At 40.4% G+C, this 22,798-nt stretch carries 21 protein-coding genes; 11 read left to right on the top strand and 10 right to left on the bottom strand.

Annotation, left to right across the window (positions count from 1 at the left end; genetic code table 11):
- Positions 1 to 98 precede the first annotated feature (98 nt).
- Entirely contained in the window at positions 99 to 797 is a 699-nt protein-coding gene (locus tag JUI58_RS09585; RefSeq protein ID WP_204103548.1) for a tetratricopeptide repeat protein, read from the top strand.
- A gap of 215 nt (positions 798 to 1,012) precedes the next feature.
- On the opposite strand, the gene JUI58_RS09580 is transcribed toward JUI58_RS09585, so the two are convergent.
- The 5 genes from JUI58_RS09580 to JUI58_RS09560 all read right to left on the bottom strand — a co-directional run bounded on the left by JUI58_RS09580 (position 1,013) and on the right by JUI58_RS09560 (position 7,028).
- On the bottom strand, positions 1,013 to 1,804 hold the full coding sequence (locus JUI58_RS09580; protein WP_204103547.1) for a DUF2993 domain-containing protein: 792 nt from the start codon (positions 1,802 to 1,804) through the stop codon (positions 1,013 to 1,015).
- Between the two features lie 226 nt (positions 1,805 to 2,030).
- Positions 2,031 to 3,905, bottom strand: a complete 1,875-nt coding sequence (locus tag JUI58_RS09575; protein ID WP_204103546.1) for a response regulator — start codon at positions 3,903 to 3,905, stop codon at positions 2,031 to 2,033.
- 113 nt (positions 3,906 to 4,018) lie between these two features.
- The gene (gene kaiC / locus JUI58_RS09570; RefSeq protein WP_204103545.1) at positions 4,019 to 5,584 is read right to left on the bottom strand and encodes a circadian clock protein KaiC; all 1,566 of its coding nucleotides are present in this window, start codon (positions 5,582 to 5,584) and stop codon (positions 4,019 to 4,021) included.
- An 87-nt stretch (positions 5,585 to 5,671) separates the two neighbouring features.
- Positions 5,672 to 5,974, bottom strand: coding sequence for a circadian clock protein KaiB (gene kaiB / locus JUI58_RS09565; protein WP_204103544.1), 303 nt, complete (start codon positions 5,972 to 5,974; stop codon positions 5,672 to 5,674).
- 79 nt (positions 5,975 to 6,053) lie between these two features.
- Positions 6,054 to 7,028 carry a circadian clock protein KaiA gene (locus JUI58_RS09560; protein WP_204103543.1) on the bottom strand — a complete coding sequence of 325 codons (975 nt, stop codon included), beginning with the start codon at positions 7,026 to 7,028 and terminating at the stop codon, positions 6,054 to 6,056.
- Positions 7,029 to 7,309: 281 nt separating this feature from the next.
- On the opposite strand from JUI58_RS09560, the gene JUI58_RS09555 reads away from it, so the two are divergent.
- The gene (locus tag JUI58_RS09555) at positions 7,310 to 10,336 is read left to right on the top strand and encodes an ATP-binding protein (RefSeq protein ID WP_204103542.1); all 3,027 of its coding nucleotides are present in this window, start codon (positions 7,310 to 7,312) and stop codon (positions 10,334 to 10,336) included.
- On the opposite strand, the gene JUI58_RS09550 is transcribed toward JUI58_RS09555, so the two are convergent.
- Positions 10,337 to 11,959, bottom strand: coding sequence for a glycosyltransferase family 39 protein (locus tag JUI58_RS09550; RefSeq protein WP_204103541.1), 1,623 nt, complete (start codon positions 11,957 to 11,959; stop codon positions 10,337 to 10,339).
- A 70-nt stretch (positions 11,960 to 12,029) separates the two neighbouring features.
- Here JUI58_RS09550 and JUI58_RS09545 point away from each other — a divergent pair, with 70 nt between their 5' ends.
- Entirely contained in the window at positions 12,030 to 13,568 is a 1,539-nt protein-coding gene (locus JUI58_RS09545) for a hypothetical protein (protein ID WP_204103540.1), read from the top strand.
- An 18-nt stretch (positions 13,569 to 13,586) separates the two neighbouring features.
- Here the strand turns inward: JUI58_RS09545 and JUI58_RS09540 are convergent, their stop codons facing one another.
- Complete coding sequence (locus JUI58_RS09540) at positions 13,587 to 14,507, bottom strand: DMT family transporter (protein WP_204103539.1); 921 nt, start codon at positions 14,505 to 14,507, stop codon at positions 13,587 to 13,589.
- Positions 14,508 to 14,558: 51 nt separating this feature from the next.
- Between JUI58_RS09540 and JUI58_RS09535 the strand changes: the two genes are divergently transcribed.
- From JUI58_RS09535 to JUI58_RS09505, 7 genes are all read left to right on the top strand, one after another.
- Complete coding sequence (locus JUI58_RS09535; RefSeq protein WP_204103538.1) at positions 14,559 to 14,936, top strand: DUF1823 family protein; 378 nt, start codon at positions 14,559 to 14,561, stop codon at positions 14,934 to 14,936.
- A 164-nt stretch (positions 14,937 to 15,100) separates the two neighbouring features.
- Entirely contained in the window at positions 15,101 to 15,757 is a 657-nt protein-coding gene (locus tag JUI58_RS09530; protein WP_239121362.1) for an ATP-binding protein, read from the top strand.
- Between the two features lie 54 nt (positions 15,758 to 15,811).
- Positions 15,812 to 16,156, top strand: a complete 345-nt coding sequence (locus JUI58_RS09525; protein ID WP_204103537.1) for a hypothetical protein — start codon at positions 15,812 to 15,814, stop codon at positions 16,154 to 16,156.
- Between the two features lie 66 nt (positions 16,157 to 16,222).
- Positions 16,223 to 17,113: an ion channel gene (locus JUI58_RS09520; RefSeq protein WP_204103536.1), complete on the top strand. Its 891-nt coding sequence runs from the start codon at positions 16,223 to 16,225 to the stop codon at positions 17,111 to 17,113.
- 50 nt (positions 17,114 to 17,163) lie between these two features.
- Positions 17,164 to 18,219, top strand: a complete 1,056-nt coding sequence (locus JUI58_RS09515; RefSeq protein WP_204103535.1) for a potassium channel protein — start codon at positions 17,164 to 17,166, stop codon at positions 18,217 to 18,219.
- Between the two features lie 61 nt (positions 18,220 to 18,280).
- Positions 18,281 to 19,264 (top strand): ATP-binding cassette domain-containing protein, encoded by a 984-nt coding sequence (locus tag JUI58_RS09510; RefSeq protein WP_204103534.1) that lies wholly within the window; start codon positions 18,281 to 18,283, stop codon positions 19,262 to 19,264.
- Positions 19,261 to 20,049 (top strand): ABC-2 family transporter protein, encoded by a 789-nt coding sequence (locus JUI58_RS09505; protein ID WP_204103533.1) that lies wholly within the window; start codon positions 19,261 to 19,263, stop codon positions 20,047 to 20,049. The genes JUI58_RS09510 and JUI58_RS09505 overlap by 4 nt, the downstream gene beginning before the upstream one ends.
- Before the next feature lie 110 nt (positions 20,050 to 20,159).
- On the opposite strand, the gene JUI58_RS09500 is transcribed toward JUI58_RS09505, so the two are convergent.
- The 3 genes from JUI58_RS09500 to cofH form a co-directional block, all read right to left on the bottom strand.
- On the bottom strand, positions 20,160 to 20,489 hold the full coding sequence (locus JUI58_RS09500; protein ID WP_204103532.1) for a hypothetical protein: 330 nt from the start codon (positions 20,487 to 20,489) through the stop codon (positions 20,160 to 20,162).
- A gap of 312 nt (positions 20,490 to 20,801) precedes the next feature.
- Positions 20,802 to 21,068, bottom strand: a complete 267-nt coding sequence (locus JUI58_RS09495; RefSeq protein ID WP_204103531.1) for a YciI family protein — start codon at positions 21,066 to 21,068, stop codon at positions 20,802 to 20,804.
- Positions 21,069 to 21,189: 121 nt separating this feature from the next.
- On the bottom strand, positions 21,190 to 22,329 hold the full coding sequence (gene cofH / locus JUI58_RS09490; RefSeq protein WP_204103530.1) for a 7,8-didemethyl-8-hydroxy-5-deazariboflavin synthase subunit CofH: 1,140 nt from the start codon (positions 22,327 to 22,329) through the stop codon (positions 21,190 to 21,192).
- 58 nt (positions 22,330 to 22,387) lie between these two features.
- On the opposite strand from cofH, the gene JUI58_RS09485 reads away from it, so the two are divergent.
- Positions 22,388 to 22,798 (top strand): hypothetical protein, encoded by a 411-nt coding sequence (locus JUI58_RS09485; RefSeq protein ID WP_204103529.1) that lies wholly within the window; start codon positions 22,388 to 22,390, stop codon positions 22,796 to 22,798.

The following is a 22,798-nucleotide window of genomic DNA, read 5'->3' as shown; positions in this document are numbered from 1 at the left end:
AGTGCAATACAAAGGCACCCTAATTAAACAACTCCAAGGCGGTAGCGAAACTAATATAAAGCCGTCCTATAAGGACGGGGTTTCTACCCAATTTTTCGATGAATATTGATGACGTACCGAAACAAAATCCAACAATAGAAAACATGACTTCTGTACCCCTATCTCAGGGTGATTTTCAGTCTCTAGAGATGGGTTTAAACCGAGAAGTGTCAGACCGTCAACAACGCAGTCGCGTTTTAGAATCTGCCGATCGCGGAGACTATGATACGGCTATTGCCCTCCTCAGCGATTTATTAGCTCGTCATGTTGACAGTGCTATTGACTATAATAATCGCGGTTTGATGTATTTCCAATGCGATCGCTATGAGGAAGCCCTTGCGGATTATAACAAGGCTCTTGAACTCGATCCCCGTTTGGATGGCGCTTACAATAATCGTGCCAATTGTTACGTTGCTAAAGGGTATTTAGGTGAAGCGATCGCCGATTATCAAATTGCCCTAGATTTTAACCCAGGCAATTTACGGGCATGGATCAATCAAGGGATTACCTATCGGGATCTGGGACTCTACGATTTAGCTTTGGAAAATTTCGATATTACATTGGTTCTGGGAAAACGCCTCAAGGGTCGCGTTTATGCGGAACGAGGTCGCACTTACCATTTACGGGGGGATTGGAATTCCGCGATCGCCGACTACAATCGTGCTTTGGAACAATTATCCAATACTTTCTCTGCTCGTCGTTACAAAAAGCAAGTTGTCCTTTGGTTAGATGAACTATACGCTTGTATGATTGCTTAGTTATTAGTTGATAGGTATGATAGTTGATAGTTGATAGGTATGATAGTTGATAGTTGATAGTTGATAGTTGATAGTTGATAGGTATGATAGTTGATAGTTGATAGTTGATAGTTGATAGCGGGGAAAATAGTGGGTAGTTGATAGTTGATAGTGGGTAGTTGGGAGTTAACCAATTACCCATTATTAGTTTATCAATTAGCCAATTTTAGCCAGTTTTAGCCAGTTTTGGGGATGCGTTCGATTTGGGCATAACCGCTAAATAAAAGTATGTCTCCTTGGGTTTCCAAGCGATTGAGACGAAGCATAACCCCGTCGAGATCGAAGCGATCAAGGTCTACCATATCATTGAGAATTTCTACTAGAATTACCATTAAAATTTTGGAAATTCCCTGCAAAGAATCGGGGACGCGATCGCCTTTAAATTCCGCCCCTTCAAAGGTGATGCGCCGACGTTTTGCCAGTCCCAAAGTACAACTAAAACTAATGGGAACAACTTGATTGGTTACGTCAGCATTGGCAAAGAGTTGAATGCGATTTTGAGGTAAGAGTTTGAGGTGAATATCGCGAAAAGAAACTGGCTGACCTCCTGATAAATTGGTTAAGCGGGAATCAGTGAGATTTTCTAAGCGCTTTCTGACTAAATCGGCGGTAAATGCCTGATTGATATCAGTTTCACTTAATTTGACGATCGCCACTGCCTGGGTTGGCTGTTTGAGGGAAATTTGCCCCTTCAGGATCGAGCCAAAATCTAACGATACCGCATCTGTTTCAAAGGACATTTCTTGGGTGCGAAAATCCTGACGAATGACCAATCCTTGACCAAACATTTTGAAACTGTCTACGGTGCCTTGCAATAATTTACTGGAAGGATTGCACCGTACTGTTACATCGACCAACTCGCTACGGGTAAAGAGGTGGCGAATGGTTTGATTAGCAACAGTATTGAGCAGGTTCTCTCCCCAATCTGTGCCGTGATTTTTATTCATTCCAATTAAACCACCAATCATTAGCCTTTATGTGTAACGAAGTATTACTTTGTGTTGCCACGATTGTAACAAAATATTAAGGGTTCGACAACGATGCAGTCAGAACAGAGAAGACAAGCAACAAAAAGGAGATCGGAAAAGAGGGGAAAACCTTAGAGGGAAAGCAGTAAAAGGCGATACCACAAAAATGCTTATGGATTAGATAAAATATCCTGTTCTTTATTTGTGGCTCAATGCTCCAGTTTCGTTAACGACTGTTGTTGCCATCCTCGATCTGGCGCAAAATACAGTTAATCAGTTGAGTTTCAGCAATGGGTTTTTGCAGATAGTCATTAACTCCGGCTTGATAGGCTGTTTGGGCGATCGCGCCATCGCTTTGAGCCGAGAGCATAACAATGGGCAAATGCCGCCAGTTGGGGTCGCTGCGAACGATCTGGCAAAGGTCTATGCCACTCAGTTGCGGCATTTTCAGATCGAGCAGTAAAAGATCGGGCTGGAATTGGCGCAGTGCCGGCCAGAATTGTTTGGGATCGTTTAAGGCGATCGCTTCAATATTATGGGTTTTTAAGCATTGCTGCAGCCATTGCAGTAAGTCGGAATCGTCATCAACCATCATAACTCGCAGGGAATGGGGTTGAGATTGTTTTAAAGTTTGACAGACAATTTGTAGGGCGAGGGAGGGGGCAATGGGTTTGGCGAGAAAGCACCAGCCCCCAAAACGAGACGCTTTCACACGATTGGTCAGGGTTTCGCTGGCGGTGAGGATGACCACAGGAAGGGCGGGATACTTGACTTTTAATTGGGAAAGCAAGACAAAACCGGCAAGTTCGGAGTCGGGAAAGTTCAAATCGAGCAGGATAATATCGGGAATTTGGCGGGCGATCGCATTTCGTGCCGTTTCCAGACTATTCGCAGTTTGTGCCACGAGTCCCCAATTTTCTGCTTCTCGGGCGAGAATGTCTGTCAAACCGATATCATCATCGACAATTAAGAGTTTCTGGAGGGAGGAATAGGCGCAATAAGGAGCAACTTCAGCAGTATTTGCTTCTTGTTCTGTTAACGCTTCTGGAGAGGGATTTTCTCCGGTTTCCTCTATCTCTTGGCGCAGTTTTCCCACCAAGTTTTGTAATTCCAGCCCTTTTTGCTCTGCTAAGGAGGAATCTTGCAAGTATTTTTCAATATGGCGAGATTGTTTCGATGCTTCCATCAGTCCAAAAGTCCCCAAAGAACCGATAAGAGTATGGATTTCTCGCAGTGCAGAATGGTGTAACTCCTCATTAAGTTCTCCTTTGACGAGAGCGGCGATCGCAGTTTCAACCTTGACTAGGCGATCGAGATATTGCTTTTTATGACGCTCCCAAGCGACAGTAAGATGAGGGAGGACTGTTGCGGGAATCTCTTGGCGATCGCCTTCTTCGGGATTGCTGGGATTTGAGGAAAGAGTAGAGGAAGATAACTCTCTGAGTCGATAACCCAACCCGTAAATTGTTTCGATCGCATCCCCGGCTCCCGCTTTTTTCAGTTTGTGGCGCAAGCCCTTAATATGAGTTCTAACGGCATTGCCCGAGGGGGATTCATCGATGGACCAGAGGCAATCAATCAGGGCGTGTTGATCGTAAATGCGTTGGGGATTTCGCAACAGCAATTCTAAAATTTTGTATTCCTTGGCCGTGAGTTTGAGAGGGCGATCTTCGTAGGTGACTTGACAGCCATTGGGATTAAGCTGCAAGGCTCCCCAAGCCAGAATTGGAGCCAAGGATTCTTGACCTCGCCGCAGCAAAGCCCGAATACGAGCCAACAATTCGCTAAGATTAACAGGTTTAACGAGATAATCGTCGGCTCCAGCATCCAAACCCATTACTTTACTATCATCGGTTTCTTGAACCGTCAGCAACATAATGGGAGTGCGATCGCCGCGATCGCGAACTTGGCGACAAAAGCTCAAACCATCTAATTTAGGCAGCACCAAATCCAATAAAATTACATCATAGGAAAAGAGTTCCAGTAAATCCCACCCCATTTGACCGTCAGATGCGACATCGATAACATAACGATTAGCTTTGAGAGCTTCGCCGATAGTAGCCGCAAGACTGGTATCATCTTCAACCAATAAAACTTTCACATTCCCTAAATTATCCCTTGCCGGCGATCGATGTTCTTCTTCTAGGTTGACACAAACAATTGGAGATAATATTACGATTTGTGGGATAGGTATATTTTCTACAAGATTATATTTCAGATTTCATCTTGGATTTTTCCGCGCACCCCCCGAACAATACGAGAAAGTTCGCTTTTTTCATCAACGCTAATGCGTCGGGGAGAACCACTAATAATTCCTTCATAATTACGGAACGAATCTTTAATATCAGGACCTCCCGAATTGATCGCATATTCGCGAATACCTTTATCGTGCCACGAACCGCGCATTTTAAAGACATTAATTGCCCTCGACATTTCCCCGCGAATTTCCACATATTGCAACATGATAATCGTATCTGTAATTGTGGAAATATGAGACTCGGTAATCGAATTTGACCCCATGAACTGATCCGTTGTATTGGTGAAAAATCCCGTAATTTCCTCTTGTTTGGCGTATCCTGTGACCCCAATTACAAACTGTCGAAAGGCATTATTGGTCACTCCTCGCGCCATAGCAGAAAGAGAATCAATGGCAATACGAGCCGGTTTAAACTCTTCAATTTCGGATTTAATCATTTGTAAATGATCTTCTAATCCTGCCGATTCGGGATAAGTACAAAGCAGTTTTAGTAGTCCTTTCTGTTCCATTTCTTCAAAGTTAACTCCCCAAGAGTTGGCATTGCGAGATAACTGAGCGCGGGACTCTTCATAAGCAAATAAAATTGCCCTTTCTCCCTGCCTGCATCCTTCTTGTAAAAACTTACTCACCAATAATGTTTTACCCGTTCCCGTGGCTCCTGTTGCTAAAATAATCGAGTCTTTAAAGAACCCACCACCGCACATTTCATCCAATGTTTTTACTCCTGAAGAGATGCGAACATTAGAAGAACGCTGAGTTAAACGCATTGCTCCCAAGGGGAAAATATTAATGCCATCATTAGTAATTGTAAAAGGATATTCTCCTTTCATGTGGGTCGTTCCTCGCAATTTTAAAATTTCAATTGTGCGCCTTCGTCGTTCTCCTTCAAGGACATTTCGCAGGATAATAACATTATCAGAAACAAATTCTTCTACGCCAAAACGTGCAACTTGGCCGTATTCATCGACTCTTTCTGTGGTTAGGATGGAGGTGACACCTATTTGTTTGAGCCGTGCTACAAGGCGAAAAATTTCTCGTCTGACAACCGATGCACCTTCATATTGCTGAAAAACTGCTGTCACGGAATCAATAGAAACTCGTTTGGCTTTGTATTTTTTAATGGCATATTGAATGCGTTCAATTAATGCGGAAAGATCGAAATTTCCGACGACTTCTTGACCTTCAGGATCCGGGGAAGCATCCAAAATAAATAGTTTGCCGCGATCGACCAGTTCTTGTAAGTTCCATCCAAAACTACAAGCGTTGGTAATAATATCTTGGGGGGATTCTTCAAAGGTTACAAATATCCCAGCTTCTCCAAATTGTTTGATGCCGTTATAAATAAATTGAGTGGCTAAAAGAGTTTTACCGGTTCCTGATGTTCCGCTTGCCAATGTTGTTCTGCCGATAGGCATTCCACCATGACTGATCTCGTCAAAACCTTCAATCATTGTTTGCAGTTTGCGGACACCTTGAAGAAGAGCCTGACTATCAGATTTTTCGTTAGAATTTGTTTGACTCATTGAGCATTTCCCTAAAAAAAATTACTAAATTCAGTTTTAAAAGATGATAAAAAAAGTAGAAAACCAGTGTGAAATTCAGCCTTATTTTTAGGCTTCTGAGATTTCCTCATAGAGAAGGTCTAAGCCGATCAAAACTTTTTCGCGATCGGACAGATCGCCAATGATTTTCCGAACGGGAGGAGGCAAAACTTTAGATAATGTGGGAGTGGCTAAAATTTTATCTTCTTCGGCAAGTTGAGGGTTTTTAAGAACGTCAATGACTTTTAGGGCATAAACTCCTTGAAAATCTTGTTCGAGAATTGTTTTGAGGGTTTTTAAGGCTCTAGCGGAGTTGGGTGTATTGCCAGCAACATAGAGCTTGAGAACGTAAGTTTTTTTAGAGGGACTCATGGGGCCGGGTAGTGGGGAACGAGGGTTTAATCAAGAATAAATTAGCAGTTTAACGCAGATTGAGATTTTATTTGCAATTTTATTCTCCTGATGTCAAGACTTCAAAGGGAATATCTTCTCTGGGAATCGATCGCCGATACATTTCACAGAGATGGGCGATAATATCAATGAGAACGAGCCGATAATCTAGTAGGATTTCTTCGCTTCGTCCTTCTAATTTCAACTGTTGGGCAAATTCGTCAATTAGTTCCATGTGGGTTTCTAAGATTTGCGAAACGGAAAGGTCTGCAAAAAAGGCACGGTTGACAAATTGATCCAAAATGGGATTAAGGGGATAGTTGGGGGTGAAGTAATTTAAGAATATTTCGCGATAGTCGTTGGTTAATTCCTTCAATAAGGCTTTTTTGCTTTGGGGAGGGAGATTCCGAAAAAAGTCTTGGGAATTGCGCTTATAATAGATTCCCAAGTAACCTAAACGTTCTTGGAGTTTTTCCGCTAGACGGCGTTGCTGTAAGAGGAGAAAGTTTTGTTTGCTTTGTTCTTTGGTGGGTTCGTGAGGATGAGATGAGGAGGGCAGGTTACTGGTGGGGGCTAGTTTGAGAAATTTGGCGATCGCGCGTTCGATCGCCGTAGAAATCTGTTCGATCTGGGTTCCTAATAACCAGACTTCCCCAGTATGATAAAGGTAATGGGCGGCTTCTGGGGTAGCATGACGCAATGTTGCTGAGGAGGGTTCAGGTTCAATGCTCGGGTTGGTATTATGGGAGTTGGTGGGTTCAATAATGACGATGGGGAGCAAAACTCCGCGATCGTAGAGCAGATCGAGAACTTCTAACTCGGTCTCGGCATTTTGTAAAATTAAACAGTCGATGCTTTCTTTGTAGCTCTCGACGAAATCAAGGAAATCCTTTTGAGTGCTGCATTGTTGGTATCGGTAGCGATCGCTGTGCAGTAAACTTTCCAACGATTGACACAGACCCTCTATTTTAGCATAGACACAAATAGACAATTTAGGATTGGGAGGGGCGATCGGGGCTGAAGTATCACTCGTCATTAATAATAAACCTTAGCCGACTATTTGCTCTGACTGCTTTAGACCTAATCTTAAAATAATCTAAAATTCACAAACAACAAGAAAAAATTATAAGATTCTGAAAAAATTTGGCGAGCGCGGTTGTTGAGCCACACTAAGAATTGTAATTAATTGTAATTATCATTTCCGAGAAGTCAGGTTAGGGATCCATAATAAAATAGGGTCTCCTGCCGGGATCAAGAATGTTATCTCCCCAGGTCTTGCCCAATATTCCATCCTAAAAGCGATCGCATCCCTCTTCCATGTTGAGTTCATCTCCAACCCTGAAACAATTTATTCGTCCAGTCCCCGTTTGTGAACAGAGTGCAAATATCGAGGCACTGTTGGCAATCTTCCAAGAAAAGAATACAGAAATTATTATTGCCCTTGGGGAAAGTCGCTATCCTCTGGGGGTGGTTCGCTTATCCCGTCTGCTGCTCTATATCAATAGCAATCTTTCTCTGAAAAATATTTCTCTGCAAGGGAAAAAGGTTGCCGTAAAAACCATGGCCGCGATCGCCCCACAGGAAGGCCGGGATCAGTGGCAAGAAACTTTTCGTTTCACTCCTTTCGTTCATTCTCTAGGGCATCAGAGGGATAGGGAAGATCGGGATTTTGCTGAGATCCTCGAGCCGATTACGATTTTGCCCACTTCCTTGAGTATTGAGGAAACGCGATCGCACCTACAAAGGGAAGATTTGGGACGCGATCGCCAATATTGCGCTTTGGTGGATGAGGAAGGGAGATTTCAAGGGCTTCTCAATGTTTGGCAGCTTTTAAATGCGGTTTTACCCAAGTCCCCCACGACAGATCCTCAAACCCTAAAATCTTTGCTGACTCTGTTGGAACAGTTACCGATGCCCTTGATGTTACAAGGGGAACATGGGCAGGTTATTCAACAAAACTCGGTCTGGAAACAACAAATTAGTATGGGAATGGGAGGAAGTGGCGCTTTAACGGCTCTAGAATTGGCTCAATGCGCTCATGAGGATGAGAAAAACCTAAAAGTTGATTTCCATCCGGAAGCTGTCTTCGAGCGCTGGTGTAATTTTATTGCGGAACGGGACGAGGAAGAATGCAATCATAATCCCATTGCCAACGAGGAAGAATTTGCCGATCGCGAAGCGAATTTCCTCAACTCATCGAACCGCGTTTGGCAATTTGTTAAACTTCCCTTGAGAGTGCGATCGATGGCTACATCCCACACTTCACTCTGGCTGATACTGGCTACGGATGTGACTGAGCAACGGCAACTCTGTAAGGAACTCACGGCTAAAAATGCCGATCTGATCCAGTTAAATCGTCTCAAAGATGAGTTTTTAGCTTGTATCAGCCATGAATTGAAAACCCCTCTCACGGCAGTTTTAGGCTTATCTAGCCTGCTCAAAGACAAAAAACTAGGGGAATTGAACCAACGTCAATCTCGTTATTCTCAACTGATTTATCAAAGCGGACAGCAATTGATGAGTGTGGTTAATGATATTCTCGATTTGACTCGGATTGAAACGGGACAGTTAAAACTCACTCCTGAACCGGTACAGTTACAAGAAGTCTGCGATCGCGCTTATCAACAGGCACGCAAACAGCTTTTTGCAGGCCGAGAGAAAGATCCGGCCACGATTCCTGAGATTAAATTTTCTCTGACTATTGCTCCGGAATTAGAGACTATTGTGGCGGATGAATTGCGTTTGCGACAAATGCTCGTTCACTTGTTGGAAAATGCCCTTAAGTTTACCCCTAATGGTGGGGAAATTGGCTTACAGGTCAATCGCTGGCAGGGGTGGATCGATTTCACCGTCTCGGACACGGGGATCGGGATTCCGGAATCTGCCCAACATCTCATCTTTCAAAAATTTCAGCAGTTAGAAAGTCCTCTCACTCGTCAATTTGAAGGAACGGGTTTGGGTTTAGTTCTCACTCAACGTCTCGCTCGCGCTCATGGAGGGGATATTTCTTTTACTTCTCAAGTTGGCCGGGGTAGTAAGTTTACTTTACTCTTACCTCCGGCTCCTCCAGAACGAGAAGCCAGTCGCGATCGGCTGCGATCGACTCTAGAACCTAATCGTCTTATTCTGATTGTAGAGGCGGTTCCTCAATATATTGAACGGTTAACGGGACAATTACAAAAGCTAGGTTATCGGGCGATCGTAGCGCGATCGGGTACTGAAGCCCTCGAAAAGACGCGGCAAATTCAACCTCGGGCGATCTTTCTCAATCCTCTTTTACCGCTATTATCAGGCTGGGATGTATTGACTTTATTGAAAGCCGATAGCAAAACCAAAAATATTCCGGTTATTGTGACGGCAACTCAAGCGGAAAAACTTTTAGCACAACAGAATGAAGCGGATAGTTTTTTGAGTTTGCCCATTCAACCTCAAGCCCTACAAAAAAGTTTATCGCGATTGAAAGCGCTTCCGCCTTTAACTCGAAATAGTCTCACAATTCTACATTTACATGGAGGACTTTTAGACAAGGAAGATTCTGAATTTGTGACTAAATTGGGTTGGATGTTTAATAATTCTAATATGTCTATCGATCGCCTTTTACCGTTAGACTACCGGATTTTGGAGGCTAACGATCTCGATCAGGCAGAAGTTGTGGCTAGGATTTGGAAACCTGATGTTTTGTTGCTGAATGGTCAAAAAATCAAGAATCCCGATGAATATTTACGGGCGATCGCGCAGGTTGAATCCTTGGTTCAATTACCTTTAGTAACTTTAGATGCCAAGATTGCTGAGTATGGTAATAAAATCCCAGGACTATCGGTTTTTCCTTGTTTAATCCCCATTACGGAGCAAAGTATGGCGGCCTTTTTACAGGTTATTCAGGTTGCTGCGGGGGTGAGTAAACAATCTAATATTTTGATCGTAGAAGCTGGAAGTGAATGTTATCAATCTGACCAATGTTTGCGAGAAACACAGGATACTCAAATTCATGCGGGGATTGATTTTTCTCATGCTTTAACTCAGTATTTACAAACAGCAGGACTGCGAAGTTTACTGGCAAAATCTTGGACAGAGGTTTACAGTCAAATTCATCATCGCAGTGTTGATTTGCTGATTATTAATTTAGGAGAATCTAAAGATTTAGGCTGTTGGTTGGAGGGTTTAAAACAATTGGCTAATCTTACGGTTAAGCCGCCAATTTTAGTTCTCGAACATGATTCCTTGACTGGAACGGGTAGCTGGGAGTTAAATGAGTTCCTAAGTCAACTTGCTACAAAAGTGATTGTAGATGATTCTCAATCAATGCCGGAACTTTTGACTCAAATTAATCAAATGTTAATTTAGTTATACCAAATCTGTGACCCTGTAGCGGCGTTGCTGCAACGTCGCTACAGGATTTTTGACCAGTACAAAATCTTCATCTTCTTCGAGAATGGCTTCTCCGAGAATAGCAGTATCGGGAAGTTGTAGCGATGCAAAAGTTGGGCGATCTAATAATAAATATTGACCTGTTTCCCATAATTGCTGCAAGGTATCGGGAGGAGTAGAGAGAATTTGGCGATCGCTATAAAATTCTAAGCTAGGACGATGATGGGGAAATGAGGTATAAATAATTGTTTTTTCTGGGGTATATTCTTTGACGATCGCCGCAACTTTGAGGACGGGATACTGTTCATTGATCTCCCATAACCAATCAGGAGACAACATGAGTAATGCTAAACTCAAATACAACCCGATAAATAGTGTCGGCATAAATCGGCGATCGCGTTCCCATAACCACCATGTTGTTAATCCCATCGTACCGGCGATCGTAACACTCATTAGGATTAAAGTCAAGGGGTGATGCGTGATTAGAAAATAAATAAATCCCCCACAAGCAACAAGACTAAAAATGCTAAACAAACCCACAAAAAAACGAGAATAGGCGTGTTTTTCCTGCCATAAATAGGCAAGATATGCCCCAACAGTTAAAGCAAAAAAGGGATAGTAGGGCATGATATACCAAGGGAGTTTTGTTTGCATGAGAGAAATTGTTCCTAAAAACAAAATTGTGCCAATGAGAACTAAATTACTCCAAGATTTTCCTCTGTGTTTCCCTGCTAACCATAATCCTCCAGGTAAAAAAGACAACCAAGGCATACTATATTTACCTAACTCAATCAAATAATACCAAGGTGTACCCGCATTGCCTTCAACAGCACTAGAAAGACGTTCTAAACTTTGCGACTTAAAGTAAAGTTCAATAAAAAAGTCTCCGTGGGTTTCCCATTGTAACCAATACCAAGGAACCGCGATCGCAATTCCCAAGATTAAACCCAACCAAGCATAAGGATTAACAAATAATTTCCACTGGCGATCGACCAAAACAAAAACTCCTGCGATCGCCCATAATGCCAGCACTAAAATCCCTTTTGTTAAGGTAATTAAGCCCAAACAAATCCCAATTCCTAATGCCCATATTTGCTTTTTTCTTTCTTTTAATAAACAGAGTAAAAGACAAATAAAAAAAGTATTAATAATTCCGTCTAACATAACTAAACGTCCGTGACGAAGGACGGGAAGTAATGTTAAATAAACCAATGCAGATAAAATTGCTTCTAATCTTCGCGAAAAAATTTCTCTTCCGAGGAGATAAAGTAAGGGGACCCCGCAAGCAGTTAGAAAAGCAAGATTAACGCGACTGCTAAATTCCCCCACTCCTCCCCATAGATGATAGCCGATCGCAATCAGCCAATAAACTAGAGGTGGCTTAATGAAATAAGGAGTATCAAAATAGGTCAAATGCAGCCAGTTTCCTTGACGATAAATCTCTCGGGCTACGATCGCATGAGAACCTTCATCCCAGTCTCTCAAAGGGACATTTCCCAACCCCAACATCCAAAGAAAAACAGCAGCAAGGAAGAAGAATAACAGCCAGTGGGAATCTGACCAAGAGATATTTTTGTAGAAACGAGATATTTTCTTCATATTGACAGAATAACAAATATAAGTACACTATCAGAATAATAATCTTTTCTGTTAGAGATTTTTTGATTCAATGAAGCACTCTCTTAAGTCCTTAAATTCAGCATTTTTAGTATTTTACAATCATCCAAGATTTTTTAATATAGCAGTAATTGCTCTATTTTTTATTTTAAGTCTAATTGGTATTCTCAATCATTCGATGTGGCGAGATGAATTAAATGTTTGGACAATTGTGCGGGATAGTTCTTCTTTTTCAGATTTATTACAAAATATTAAATATGAAGGACATCCTGCACTCTGGTACTTATGCCTTTATTTCCTTAATTTTTTTACCGATAACCCTCTAATAATGCAGTTTTTTCATCTGGCGATCGCAACGAGTATTATTACTATTTTTCTTTTATTTTCTCCTTTCTCTCGTCTCCAAAAACTCTTGTTTTCTTTTGGCTATTTTCCTTTTTATGAATATGCAACAATTAGTCGTAATTACTCGCTTTATGTTCTCTTTGCTTTTGTTTTTTGTTCGCTTTTTAAAAATCGCTATAAAAATTTTATTGCTTTAACTATCTTACTGGTTTTGATGAATAATGCCAATGCTTATGGACTTTTAATTTCTTTCGTTTTATTTTGTGCTTTATTTGCCGATTTAATTTTGTTGAAGCACAAACTCAATCACTTGACCATTTTAAGCAGTATTGGCATTTATGGATTAGGGCTTTATACTTCTTTATTTCTGCTTATTCCTCCATTAGATAGCGAACTCAATGGAGGTTTAGTTAAATGGAATACCTTTTGGAATTTGCATCATTTCATGAAAGTTCTTGCGCGAATTTGGAACAGCTATATTTTAATTCTTGTACCAGGGGATAGCAAGTTTTGGGATGTAGCTTTATATGCCATCATTTCACTGTTTATTTTGATATTTTTTGCCCTTAGTTTTATAAAAAAACCAATTCCTTTGTTTATTTATGGATTGGGAACAATAGAATTATTATTTTTCACCTATACTAAAGTTTTAGGATCGCCACGACATTACGGCAGTTTTTATATTATTTTAATTATAGCAATTTGGATCTCTTTTTATTATCCCTCTCAACCCGATCGCCTACAATTTGCCAAGCAATTTTTCACCAAGGCGATCGCTTGGGTAAATCGCCATAAAAGCAAGGTTTTGACTTTGATATTATTAGTTCAACTCATTGCAGGAGTTGTTGCTTTTTCGCGCAATCTAATTGTTCCTTATTCTGCGAGTCGAGAGACAGCAAACTATATCAAAAACAAGGCCTTAGAAGATATGTTCATCGTAGGCAGTCAAGATACAGTTATGACTCCCATTAGTGGTTATCTTAATCGCCAAATTTACTATCCAGAGTCGCAAGATATGGGCAGTTTTGTTCTTTATAATAGTCACAGGGATGATGTCGATCGCAAAGAAACCTTAGCACAAACTCAGCAATTATTCAATGAAAAACGAGAAGAAATACTATTAATTCTCAATTACGAACTCGATCTATTTCCAGAAGAATTGTCGATAGAAGAGATTGCAAAATTTACCAATAGCTATATTTATAATGAAAAATATTATCTTTATCTCGTGTCCTTGCAAGAATGAACGCTAAACCTTATATTCTTATGTTTTTTTTCTTTCCCCGATAATGGAAATTGCCACCCCCACTAAAATAATAATTGCACCCAAAATAACGATCGAACTCGGTAATTCTCCAAAGACAAAATAACCCAATATACTAGATCCTACCGGTTCAAATAAAATGATCAACGAAACTAAAACAGGAGACATCCGACCCACCGCCCAGTTAATGGTAGTATGTCCGATAACTTGAGAAAATACCGCCATTAAAAGAACATAAAAATAGACTGAAAGAGGATACCCCAAATAACCAAACCCAAAGAAAAAAGGGAAGGGAAAGAGTGCGATCGCGGCAATGGTATAAGCAATGGTAATATAGTGACTCGTACTCAAACCTTGACGCTGAGATTCTCGTCCCAAGAGTAAATAAAAACTGACAAACCATGCCCCAATTAATGCTAAAATATCGCCGAGTAAGGGCTGAGAACTAACACTCTCACCTTGCACTCCTCCCAAGGCGATCGCAATACCTCCTAAAAGTGCAATCAAAATACCCAGAATTGTTGATTTTTTTAACTTTTCTTGAAACCAAAATCGAGATAAAATAGCAATCCAAATCGGATTAGTTGTAACTAACGTTGTGGCTGCTGTAATAGAGGTAAAAGAAAGTGATGAAATCCAAAAGGCAATATGAAAAGCCAAACATAATCCCGCCATTCCTGCATAATAAAAAGCCTTGGGAGAAATCGATGTTTGTCGAACCCCTCGCCAGATTGGGAGTAACATAAAAGTGGCAATAATCAAGCGAGAAGCAGAAAGAAATAGACTAAAACCAACCCCGTGAAACCCTGTTATTTCTAACGTTAAACGGATAAAAATTGCCGACATAGAGATCGCAAAAACACCAACTCCTAAAATTAATGTAATTTGCCAGAATTTCGGGGTTTTAGGAAAGATTTGCATCGCATTGAGTTAAAATAAAATAAAGATACGAAAATTCAAACTCTGAAGTCAATGCTGGAATTACCTCCCTTAAATACCAACACAATTTGGTCAATACTCAACGAAGAAATTGAAGATGATACCGTTAATCAATTAGTGTGGCATTATTTGGGCTATCGCTACAATCAATCTACCCAACAATGGGAAAGCGATCGGGTTGCTGAGGAGTGGTGTGGAGAATATCCCAGTCCCCCAGATTTTATTGCTTATCGTCCTCCCACGGTGAAATTAACCCGATCTATTCCGAAGGAAAACAAACAACTGTTAAAGGAAGCACTCGGGTTCAAAGGATATAAAATCGGAGAATTTAGCCCGCGCCAAGCACGTCGAGCAACCATGGCCAATTGGCTGTTAAACTATATGAAAACTCATGACATTGTTATTGGTTAGCTTATCGTCAGGAAATCATTCAGAAAATCATTCCTGAGAAAATAAGCGAATTTACCGGATTTCCCCATAACTCTCTAGAAAAGATAACGATAAAGTGCATCTTGTTATGGCAATTTCGTAAATGTAAGAGACGATCGCGCAAAAAATATTATGATCCAAAACTTATGTTTTATCCCTCCTTTACCCTCGGACAATGGTATAACAAACCAAAAAGCGAGAAAAGGAAAAGCAACCCTATGATAGTAGAAATTTTTGGCAACTTCATCGAAAACTTGCCAGAAAGTCCAGAATACCTAATTCTTGGCTTTTCTCCTAGTTCAGTTCCTTTACAGCAGCGTTGGCGCAATAATGGGTTATCTGCTGATTTTTTGGCGGACTATCTGACAACGTTTTTTCCAGCAAAAGAAGACGATCCCGATACTCAATACAAACAAGAAGAAATTAAAGGTGCAGTCAGCTATATCGCCAACGAATTATTAGAAAATGCAATGAAATTTAATAATGATTGCACCAATTATCCCATTGGTCTTTCTTTGCATCTCCAAAGCGATCGCTTGATTTTCATGATTACTAATAGCATTGCCTCGAATACCGTTCAATCCTTTCAACATTATCTTGACAAACTGACAAATGCAGATACCCAAGAAATGTTAATTACTCAACTTGAAGAAAATGCCCTTGAAGAACGCGGAAATTCATCGCGTTTGGGCTATCTTACCATGATTGAGGACTACGGTGCAAAATTAGGCTGGAAATTTGAAACCGTGGAAAAAGACCCCACTATTGTCACGGTTACGACAATGGTTCAGTTAAATATTTAACACAAACATTTAACAATAATTGATTACTAATCTTGAAACCAGGAGTATTGAGGAATGGAAATTAAAACGGAAACCTATGAAATCAACTATGACGAGTCAACCATGACGATCTGCTTTGAAGGATCGTTACGCTTAAGTGGCATGGACGAATACACGCCCATTGTAGAACTATTACGCGGTATTGCCGAGAAAACTCCTCCACACATTACTTTGAATTTGCGAGAATTAAAATTTTTAAATAGTTCGGGTATTAATGTTTTATCAAAATTTACCATTGAAGTTCGGAAAAATAAAGCGATCGCCATGACTGTACAGGGGGCAAAAAATGTCCCTTGGCAAGGAAAATCTTTAAAAAATTTACAGCGTTTAATGCCAGCATTGGAATTAGAATGGGAATAGATTTTCTCGTTTTAACTGAGATTCGAGAATGCGATCGCATTGTTAAACTGCATTGTTGAACTTCTTATGAAATCTTTTAAAACGAAACGAAAAACACAGCAAGTATCTGTAGTTGGTATGGGTGGCATTAAATTTATTCGTCATGGGCTTGAATCTTTTCATCGGCAAGATTTTTATCATCTCTTGTTTACCATGTCCTGGACTAAACTTTTCGGTGCGATTAGTTTAGCCTATATTATTCTCAATATTTTCTTTGCTTGTGCTTATGCGATCGGGGGTGACTGCATTGCGAATGCTCAACCGGGATCGTTTCCTGATGCTTTTTTCTTCAGTGTTCAAACTATGGCCACTATTGGTTATGGTGCGATGTATCCCACAACACCCTACAGTAATTTTTTAGTCTTTGTAGAGGTCTTTGTTGGCTTACTGGGGGTAGCAATGGCCACAGGATTAATGTTTGCTCGTTTCTCCGTCCCCAGCGCTCGCGTTTTATTCAGTAAAGTGGCCGTAATTTGCCCTTATAATAATATCCCAACCTTGATATTTCGCACGGCTAATCAACGCAATAATTTAATTCTTGAATCTCAAATTACTGTTACCATTTTAATGCCAGAAATTACGCCAGAAGGACACCATATTCGCCGTTTGCACGATCTGAAATTAGTTCGCTCAAATACGCCTATTTTTTCCTTAAGTTGGATGGTCATGCACCCCATTGACCCAGAAAGCCCTTTATATGGTTTAACCTCTGAAGACCTTGCGGAATTAGAGGCATCTATTATTGTCACTCTAACCGGATTAGATGAAACCGTCAGTCAAACTATTCATTCTCGTTATATGTATATGAATCATGACATTCTTTGGAATATGCGCTTTGTGGATGTGATAGAAACTCTACCCAATGGCGATCGCAAAATTAACTATAGTGCATTTCACGATGTTATAAACTATTCTTAAAAGAAAAGCTGAACTATTGGCGATCGAATGCAATTGGCAACGATGAACTCATGCAAGAATCTTTCAAGCGAATTCTGATCGGTGGCATCTTTTTTGGTATTACGATCATCTTTGGTATCGTTGGTTACATTTCTTTGGGCTGGACAATTATTGAATCACTTTATATGGTTATTATTACCATTTTTGGAGTGGGGTATGGTGAAGTAAAACCATTGCTATCACCAACCGAAAGAATTTTTACAATTTTCGTAATTATTGCCGGAACATCTTCAGCCGTTTATATTGTGGGGAGTTTTATTCAAATGTTAACAGAAGGGGAAATCAATCGCGCTTTCGATCGCCAGCGTAAAAATGACAGTATTGAGAAGCTAGAAAATCATGTTATTATCTGTGGTTTTGGTCGCATCGGACAAGTTCTAGCCAAACGAATGAGTGAGGAGAAAATTCCTTTTGTTCTCATCGATAGTAACCCCGATCGCATCACCAAAGCAGAAGCGAGAGAATATCTGGTTTTAAATGGTGATGCAACCGATGAAAATATATTATATGAAGCAGGAATTCATCGTGCTAGGATATTAGCAACCGTTGTTAAAGAAGATGCTCTGAATGTTTTTATTACTTTAACTGCCCGCGAACTCAATCCAAATTTAACCATTTTAGCACGGGGAGAATTACCCAGTACGGAGAAAAAATTACGGCTTGCTGGAGCAAATCATATTGTTTTACCCGCAACCATTAGTGCAACAAGAATGTCAAATTTAATTACCCGTCCCATTGCTTTAGATTTCTTAGAACAGAAGCGAGAACTATCTCAACTTGATGAATTACTCGCTGAATTAGATGTAGAAATTAGTGAGCTAAATATTCCCGAAAATTCTCCATTAATTGGGATAACTTTGAGCAAATTAGAAATCAAAGGAAACGGGAGTTTTGTTATTATTGCCGTGCGAAAGTTGGGAGGAAGAACGTTACAAAATCCCCACTATAGTTTGATTTTAGAATCGGGAGATACGATTATCTTATTAGGGCATCAGGGAGATATTCCCAAATTTTCCCGTCATTACGAACAAAAAGGGAAAATGCGCTATCGTGGTGCTAAAATATAAGTACAATTTACTTTCTTTTCAGAGTCAGCATTACTATTCTAGCAATAAAGTTTTAAATTTTATGCCTATTATTACTGTTGAAAACCTTAGTAAAACTTACCCTGTTGCCATTAAAGAACCTGGAATAAAAGGGACGATCGCACATTTCTTTAATCGGACTTATCGGCAGATCAAAGCAGTTCAAAATATTTCTTTTAGTATCGAACCAGGAGAGATTGTCGGTTTTTTGGGTCCAAATGGGGCAGGGAAAACAACAACATTAAAAATGCTTTCTGGCTTAATTCATCCCTCTAGTGGAAACGTGAATATCGCTGGATATTTACCTTTTCGCCGCCAACCTCAATTCTTGACAAAAATGAGTTTGGTAATGGGACAAAAACAGCAACTTTTGTGGGATTTACCTGCTCTTGATTCTCTCCGCATTAATGCCGCAGTTTATCGCATTTCTGAACCGGAATTTAAACAGCGTTTAGGAGAACTAGAAAGCCTTCTTTCTTTGCAAGGAAAGCTAACTCAACCCGTGCGAAAACTGTCCCTTGGAGAAAGGATGAAAGCTGAACTTTTAGCGGCTCTTTTGCATCATCCTCAAGTCTTATTTTTAGACGAACCAACATTAGGATTAGATGTGAATGCTCAAGCTGCGGTGCGGGAGTTTTTGCGGGAATATAATCAACGTTATGATGCTACAATTCTCCTCACCAGTCACTATATGGCAGATATTACGGCTTTATGTCGGCGGGTGATGTTAATTTATGAAGGCGAATTGATTTATGATGGCAGTTTGGAGGAATTATTAGAACGTTTTGCTCCTTGTCGAGAAGTCAAGGTGGAATTAGCTAATATTATTCCTGAAGATAAACTTGCGGTTTATGGTGATATTAAGGCGATCGCAGGAAGAGAGGTAAGATTTCTGGTTCCTCGAGAGGATTTAACCAAAACCGTAGCGCAAATTTTGGCACAGTTACCCATCCTCGATCTCAGTATTACCGATCCCCCCATTGAAGAAACGATCGGGCGTTTATTTGCAACAGGAGTGACTCAATGAAGTGGTTTTGGAAACGACTGATAACTCTGCTTTCTGTTTATTACGCGCACATGGTGGAATATCGCGCAGAATTGTTTTTTTGGATGCTTTCCGGTTCATTTCCAATTATTTTAATGGGAGTTTGGATGGAAGCATCTCAAGGGGGACAATTTGGGTTAAATGCGATTGATTTTGCCCGTTACTTTATTGCTGTATTTATGGTACGGCAATTTACGATTGTTTGGGTGGTGTGGGAGTTTGAAAAAGAGGTGGTACAGGGAAAACTATCTTTTCGTTTATTGCAACCGATGGATCCCGCTTGGCACCATGTCGCGCAACATATTTCCGAACGTTTTGCGCGCTTTCCTTTTGTGGTGGTTTTGTTGGCTTTATTTTTTCTCTTGTACCCTCAATCTTTTTGGGTTCCCGATGGAAAACAGATCCTATTGGGGGCGATCGCGACAGTAATTGCATTTTCTCTCCGTTTTCTCTTGCAATACACCTCAGCAATGCTCTCTTTTTGGACAGAACGTGCCAGCGCGATCGAGCAGTTTTTCTTTCTTTTCTATCTATTCTTTGCGGGTTATATTGCACCTCTCGATGTTTTTCCCCCTTTGGTTAAGGCGATCGCGCAATGGACTCCATTTCCTTACTTACTCTATTTTCCGGCGGCTATTTTCGTGGGTTTTCCTGTTGATATTTCGCGGGGTTTTATGGTAATGCTGGGTTGGGGAATTATTTTGTTTTCTCTCAATCGTTGGTTATGGCGACGAGGATTAAAACAATATTCAGGAATGGGGGCTTGAATAATTATCTCATTATCTTGAATGATCTTGAATGATCTTGTTAGTTTTAGGATGCAAGTATTACATTTTTTTATTGCATTTTTTAGGGCGCAATCATTGCGCCCTTACGGTTAACTTGCAGTTGCAGGATCACTGCGTCTGGGATTGTCTAAGGAAAGGTTGTAAGCCTTTTTTTCTTCTTCCAAAGGAATAAATTCAATGCGATTTAGTAAAGTTGTTACAAATGCGAACAATAAAAAAGGTAAGGAAATAACTAAAATAATTCCTACCGTTAGAAAGGCATAGGCTTGGCGAGTGCTGCTCCATAATGCTACAGTCGCAGCAAGACTAATGAAAATCACGATTAACCAAACGATAATTTGCCCATATATATCACCAAAGCTCAAGCTACAATTCAAACGATATTTAGGAAGCTCATTGTCTAGGTTGATTCTTTCCATCTTGACTCCTTATAAGGTGTGATTAGGTAATGTGATAATTGTAAAAACGCCTTTATTTTCTTAAAGACGCTTTTTATGATTTTTTGAAGAGACTTACTGTAATGATTCTACATTATGTCTTTCTTTTAGTCAATCAGAACCCGATCGCCGATAAAATAAAATATTGCTAAGTAAGACAAAGCGATCGCGATTAGGGAAAAGGGATAGGATGCCGCTTGGCATTGTCAAGAGACAATTTCGTAATAAAAATTAATATTTGCGCGACAACTCAAGAACTAACAACTCATCAATTATTGTTCGACTATTGTTCGACTATTGTTCGACAATACACCATTCATGTAGTTCGTATTGAACGCAATTATTTTGAATGAGAGGATCTCCTGCGACAATTTGCCGAGCTTTTTCCAGAGAATCTGCTTTAAATAAAAGCATTCCTCCCCCATATTCTTTCCAATATCCCGTTTTCGCCTGATGTCCCTTAGCAATTAAGTCGCGGACATAGTGACGATGAGCGGGGACATACAGATCGAACATTGCTTTGTCAACAATTCCTTTTTCAATCTTTACAAACCAAGGCATTTTTATCGCTAACTCTGTAGGAAACGGCAAGCACTGGAAAATTTACTGAGAATTTTTATGTGCTATTTATCAATCTACAGGATAAATAGCACTGCACCGCAAAAAAATCCTTGACAGACCACTAACTGGGAACTGAAGCATAAAGAGTTGTCCGTTCTCGGTAGGGGCGATCGCAAGCAATAATTGCTTGTTGTAAGGATTCTACGGTCATATTCGTTCCGCCTTTCGCTCCAGCCATCGTGGTAATATGTTCTTCCATGAGGGTGCCGCCCAGATCGTTACAACCCCATTTTAAGGCTTCTTGTGCGCCTTTTAGTCCCAATTTTACCCAACTGGGTTGATGGTTAATAAGCCAATTTCCCAAATAAATTCTTGCTACTGCTGTTAGTTGTAAAGTGGCTTCTAAATTGGGTTGATCTCGCCCAACTCGACGGCGTAAATTAGGAGGGGCAAATTGGCCGACAAAAGGTAAAAGAACAAATTCGCTGAATTTTGCTGGATAGTTATTGTTAATTGCTTTTTGTTGTAAATTGCGTAAATGTTCTAAATGAATAATTTGTTGTTCTGGCTTTTCAATATGACCGGAAAGCATGGTACTGGTGGTATACATTCCCAATTTATGAGCAGTTTCAACAATTTCTAACCATGTTTTTGTATCTATTTTTTCGGGACAAATAATGCGGCGAATGCGATCGCAGAGAATTTCTGCCGCAGTTCCAGGCAGAGAATTCACTCCCGCCGCTTGTAATGCTTCAATGACATTAACATAACTTAAATTATCTTCTCTTGCGATAAATTGGATTTCTTGGGGGGAAAAAGCGTGCAGGTGAATTTGCGGAAATTCGCTTTTAATTGTCTCCACCAAACGCAAATAATAAGGAAGAGATTTTCCCTTAATTTTAGCTTCTAAATTTAATCCCCCTTGCATACAAATTTCCGTTGCACCGCGTTTGACTGCATCGGTGGTTTTTTCTAAAATTTGTCCCCAGTTTAACCAGTATGCCCCTTCATCTCCTGCATCTCTGCGAAAGGCACAAAAGTTGCAATGCTGTTCGCAGATATTGGTAAAATTAATATTACGATTGACAACATAAGTGACAGTTTCTCCTACTTGGCGCTGACGCAGGCGATCGCCAGTTTCTCGGATCGCCGCGATCGCCTCGGGATGAGTCTGTTTGAGGAGAAAAACCCCATCCTCTGAGGTAATATCTTTACCTGCTAGGGCATCATCTAAAATAGATTCGAGAGTTTTGGTCAGCATTTTCAATCTAGTTTTTAAATCGTCTATAATCATCTTAGATTGTATTTTAAATGATTTTATGGAAAGAGGCTTACTTTGGTTGCCATTGCTATGCGGATTTTTTGGATTAGCTTGGGCGGGATGGAACGAATATCAAAAATTAGAGGCATATCGAAGTTGGGCAGAAAATTTTGATAATGCCAAATATGACATTTATGCAGTTTTGGCGCATAAAGGTTGCGAAATTACCTGGGGAAAACCGACTCGAAAAGCCCCAGTAAATCTACAAACTTTTTCTTTACAAGATGTAGCAAAAATTTGTCTTTTAGTGAACGAATGCCCCATTGATGAAGAAAATCTCCCCCAAAAAGGAGCGCCAGTGTTAGAGTTTTGTTTGACAAATTCAGAGCGATCGATTAAAATTCCCTTTACTGAGATTGAATTGGCGGCAAAATGGCGAAAATATTTAGAGCAGGTCAAGAATGAGTAA

The organism is Spirulina sp. CCY15215 (genome assembly GCF_016888125.1).
In the GTDB taxonomy this organism is placed as follows: domain Bacteria; phylum Cyanobacteriota; class Cyanobacteriia; order Cyanobacteriales; family Spirulinaceae; genus CCY15215.
Note: the sequence above shows the minus strand (reverse complement) of the source record. Positions and strands in the feature narration are given on the sequence as shown.

What these genes read in the sequence shown, in the direction of transcription:
- JUI58_RS09495 (WP_204103531.1), bottom strand. Translation starts at nt 21,068, where the DNA reads ATGCCTTGGTTTGTAAAGATTGAAAAAGGAATTGTTGACAAAGCAATG.
- JUI58_RS09560 (WP_204103543.1), bottom strand. Translation starts at nt 7,028, where the DNA reads ATGACGAGTGATACTTCAGCCCCGATCGCCCCTCCCAATCCTAAATTG.
- JUI58_RS09585 (WP_204103548.1), top strand. Translation starts at nt 99, where the DNA reads ATGAATATTGATGACGTACCGAAACAAAATCCAACAATAGAAAACATG.
- JUI58_RS09500 (WP_204103532.1), bottom strand. Translation starts at nt 20,489, where the DNA reads ATGGAAAGAATCAACCTAGACAATGAGCTTCCTAAATATCGTTTGAAT.
- kaiC (WP_204103545.1), bottom strand. Translation starts at nt 5,584, where the DNA reads ATGAGTCAAACAAATTCTAACGAAAAATCTGATAGTCAGGCTCTTCTT.
- JUI58_RS09505 (WP_204103533.1), top strand. Translation starts at nt 19,261, where the DNA reads ATGAAGTGGTTTTGGAAACGACTGATAACTCTGCTTTCTGTTTATTAC.
- JUI58_RS09515 (WP_204103535.1), top strand. Translation starts at nt 17,164, where the DNA reads ATGCAAGAATCTTTCAAGCGAATTCTGATCGGTGGCATCTTTTTTGGT.
- JUI58_RS09580 (WP_204103547.1), bottom strand. Translation starts at nt 1,804, where the DNA reads ATGATTGGTGGTTTAATTGGAATGAATAAAAATCACGGCACAGATTGG.
- JUI58_RS09550 (WP_204103541.1), bottom strand. Translation starts at nt 11,959, where the DNA reads ATGAAGAAAATATCTCGTTTCTACAAAAATATCTCTTGGTCAGATTCC.
- cofH (WP_204103530.1), bottom strand. Translation starts at nt 22,329, where the DNA reads ATGCTGACCAAAACTCTCGAATCTATTTTAGATGATGCCCTAGCAGGT.
- JUI58_RS09530 (WP_239121362.1), top strand. Translation starts at nt 15,101, where the DNA reads ATGTTTTATCCCTCCTTTACCCTCGGACAATGGTATAACAAACCAAAA.
- JUI58_RS09485 (WP_204103529.1), top strand. Translation starts at nt 22,388, where the DNA reads ATGGAAAGAGGCTTACTTTGGTTGCCATTGCTATGCGGATTTTTTGGA.
- JUI58_RS09540 (WP_204103539.1), bottom strand. Translation starts at nt 14,507, where the DNA reads ATGCAAATCTTTCCTAAAACCCCGAAATTCTGGCAAATTACATTAATT.
- JUI58_RS09525 (WP_204103537.1), top strand. Translation starts at nt 15,812, where the DNA reads ATGGAAATTAAAACGGAAACCTATGAAATCAACTATGACGAGTCAACC.
- JUI58_RS09520 (WP_204103536.1), top strand. Translation starts at nt 16,223, where the DNA reads ATGAAATCTTTTAAAACGAAACGAAAAACACAGCAAGTATCTGTAGTT.
- JUI58_RS09535 (WP_204103538.1), top strand. Translation starts at nt 14,559, where the DNA reads ATGCTGGAATTACCTCCCTTAAATACCAACACAATTTGGTCAATACTC.
- JUI58_RS09510 (WP_204103534.1), top strand. Translation starts at nt 18,281, where the DNA reads ATGCCTATTATTACTGTTGAAAACCTTAGTAAAACTTACCCTGTTGCC.
- JUI58_RS09555 (WP_204103542.1), top strand. Translation starts at nt 7,310, where the DNA reads ATGTTGAGTTCATCTCCAACCCTGAAACAATTTATTCGTCCAGTCCCC.
- kaiB (WP_204103544.1), bottom strand. Translation starts at nt 5,974, where the DNA reads ATGAGTCCCTCTAAAAAAACTTACGTTCTCAAGCTCTATGTTGCTGGC.
- JUI58_RS09545 (WP_204103540.1), top strand. Translation starts at nt 12,030, where the DNA reads ATGAAGCACTCTCTTAAGTCCTTAAATTCAGCATTTTTAGTATTTTAC.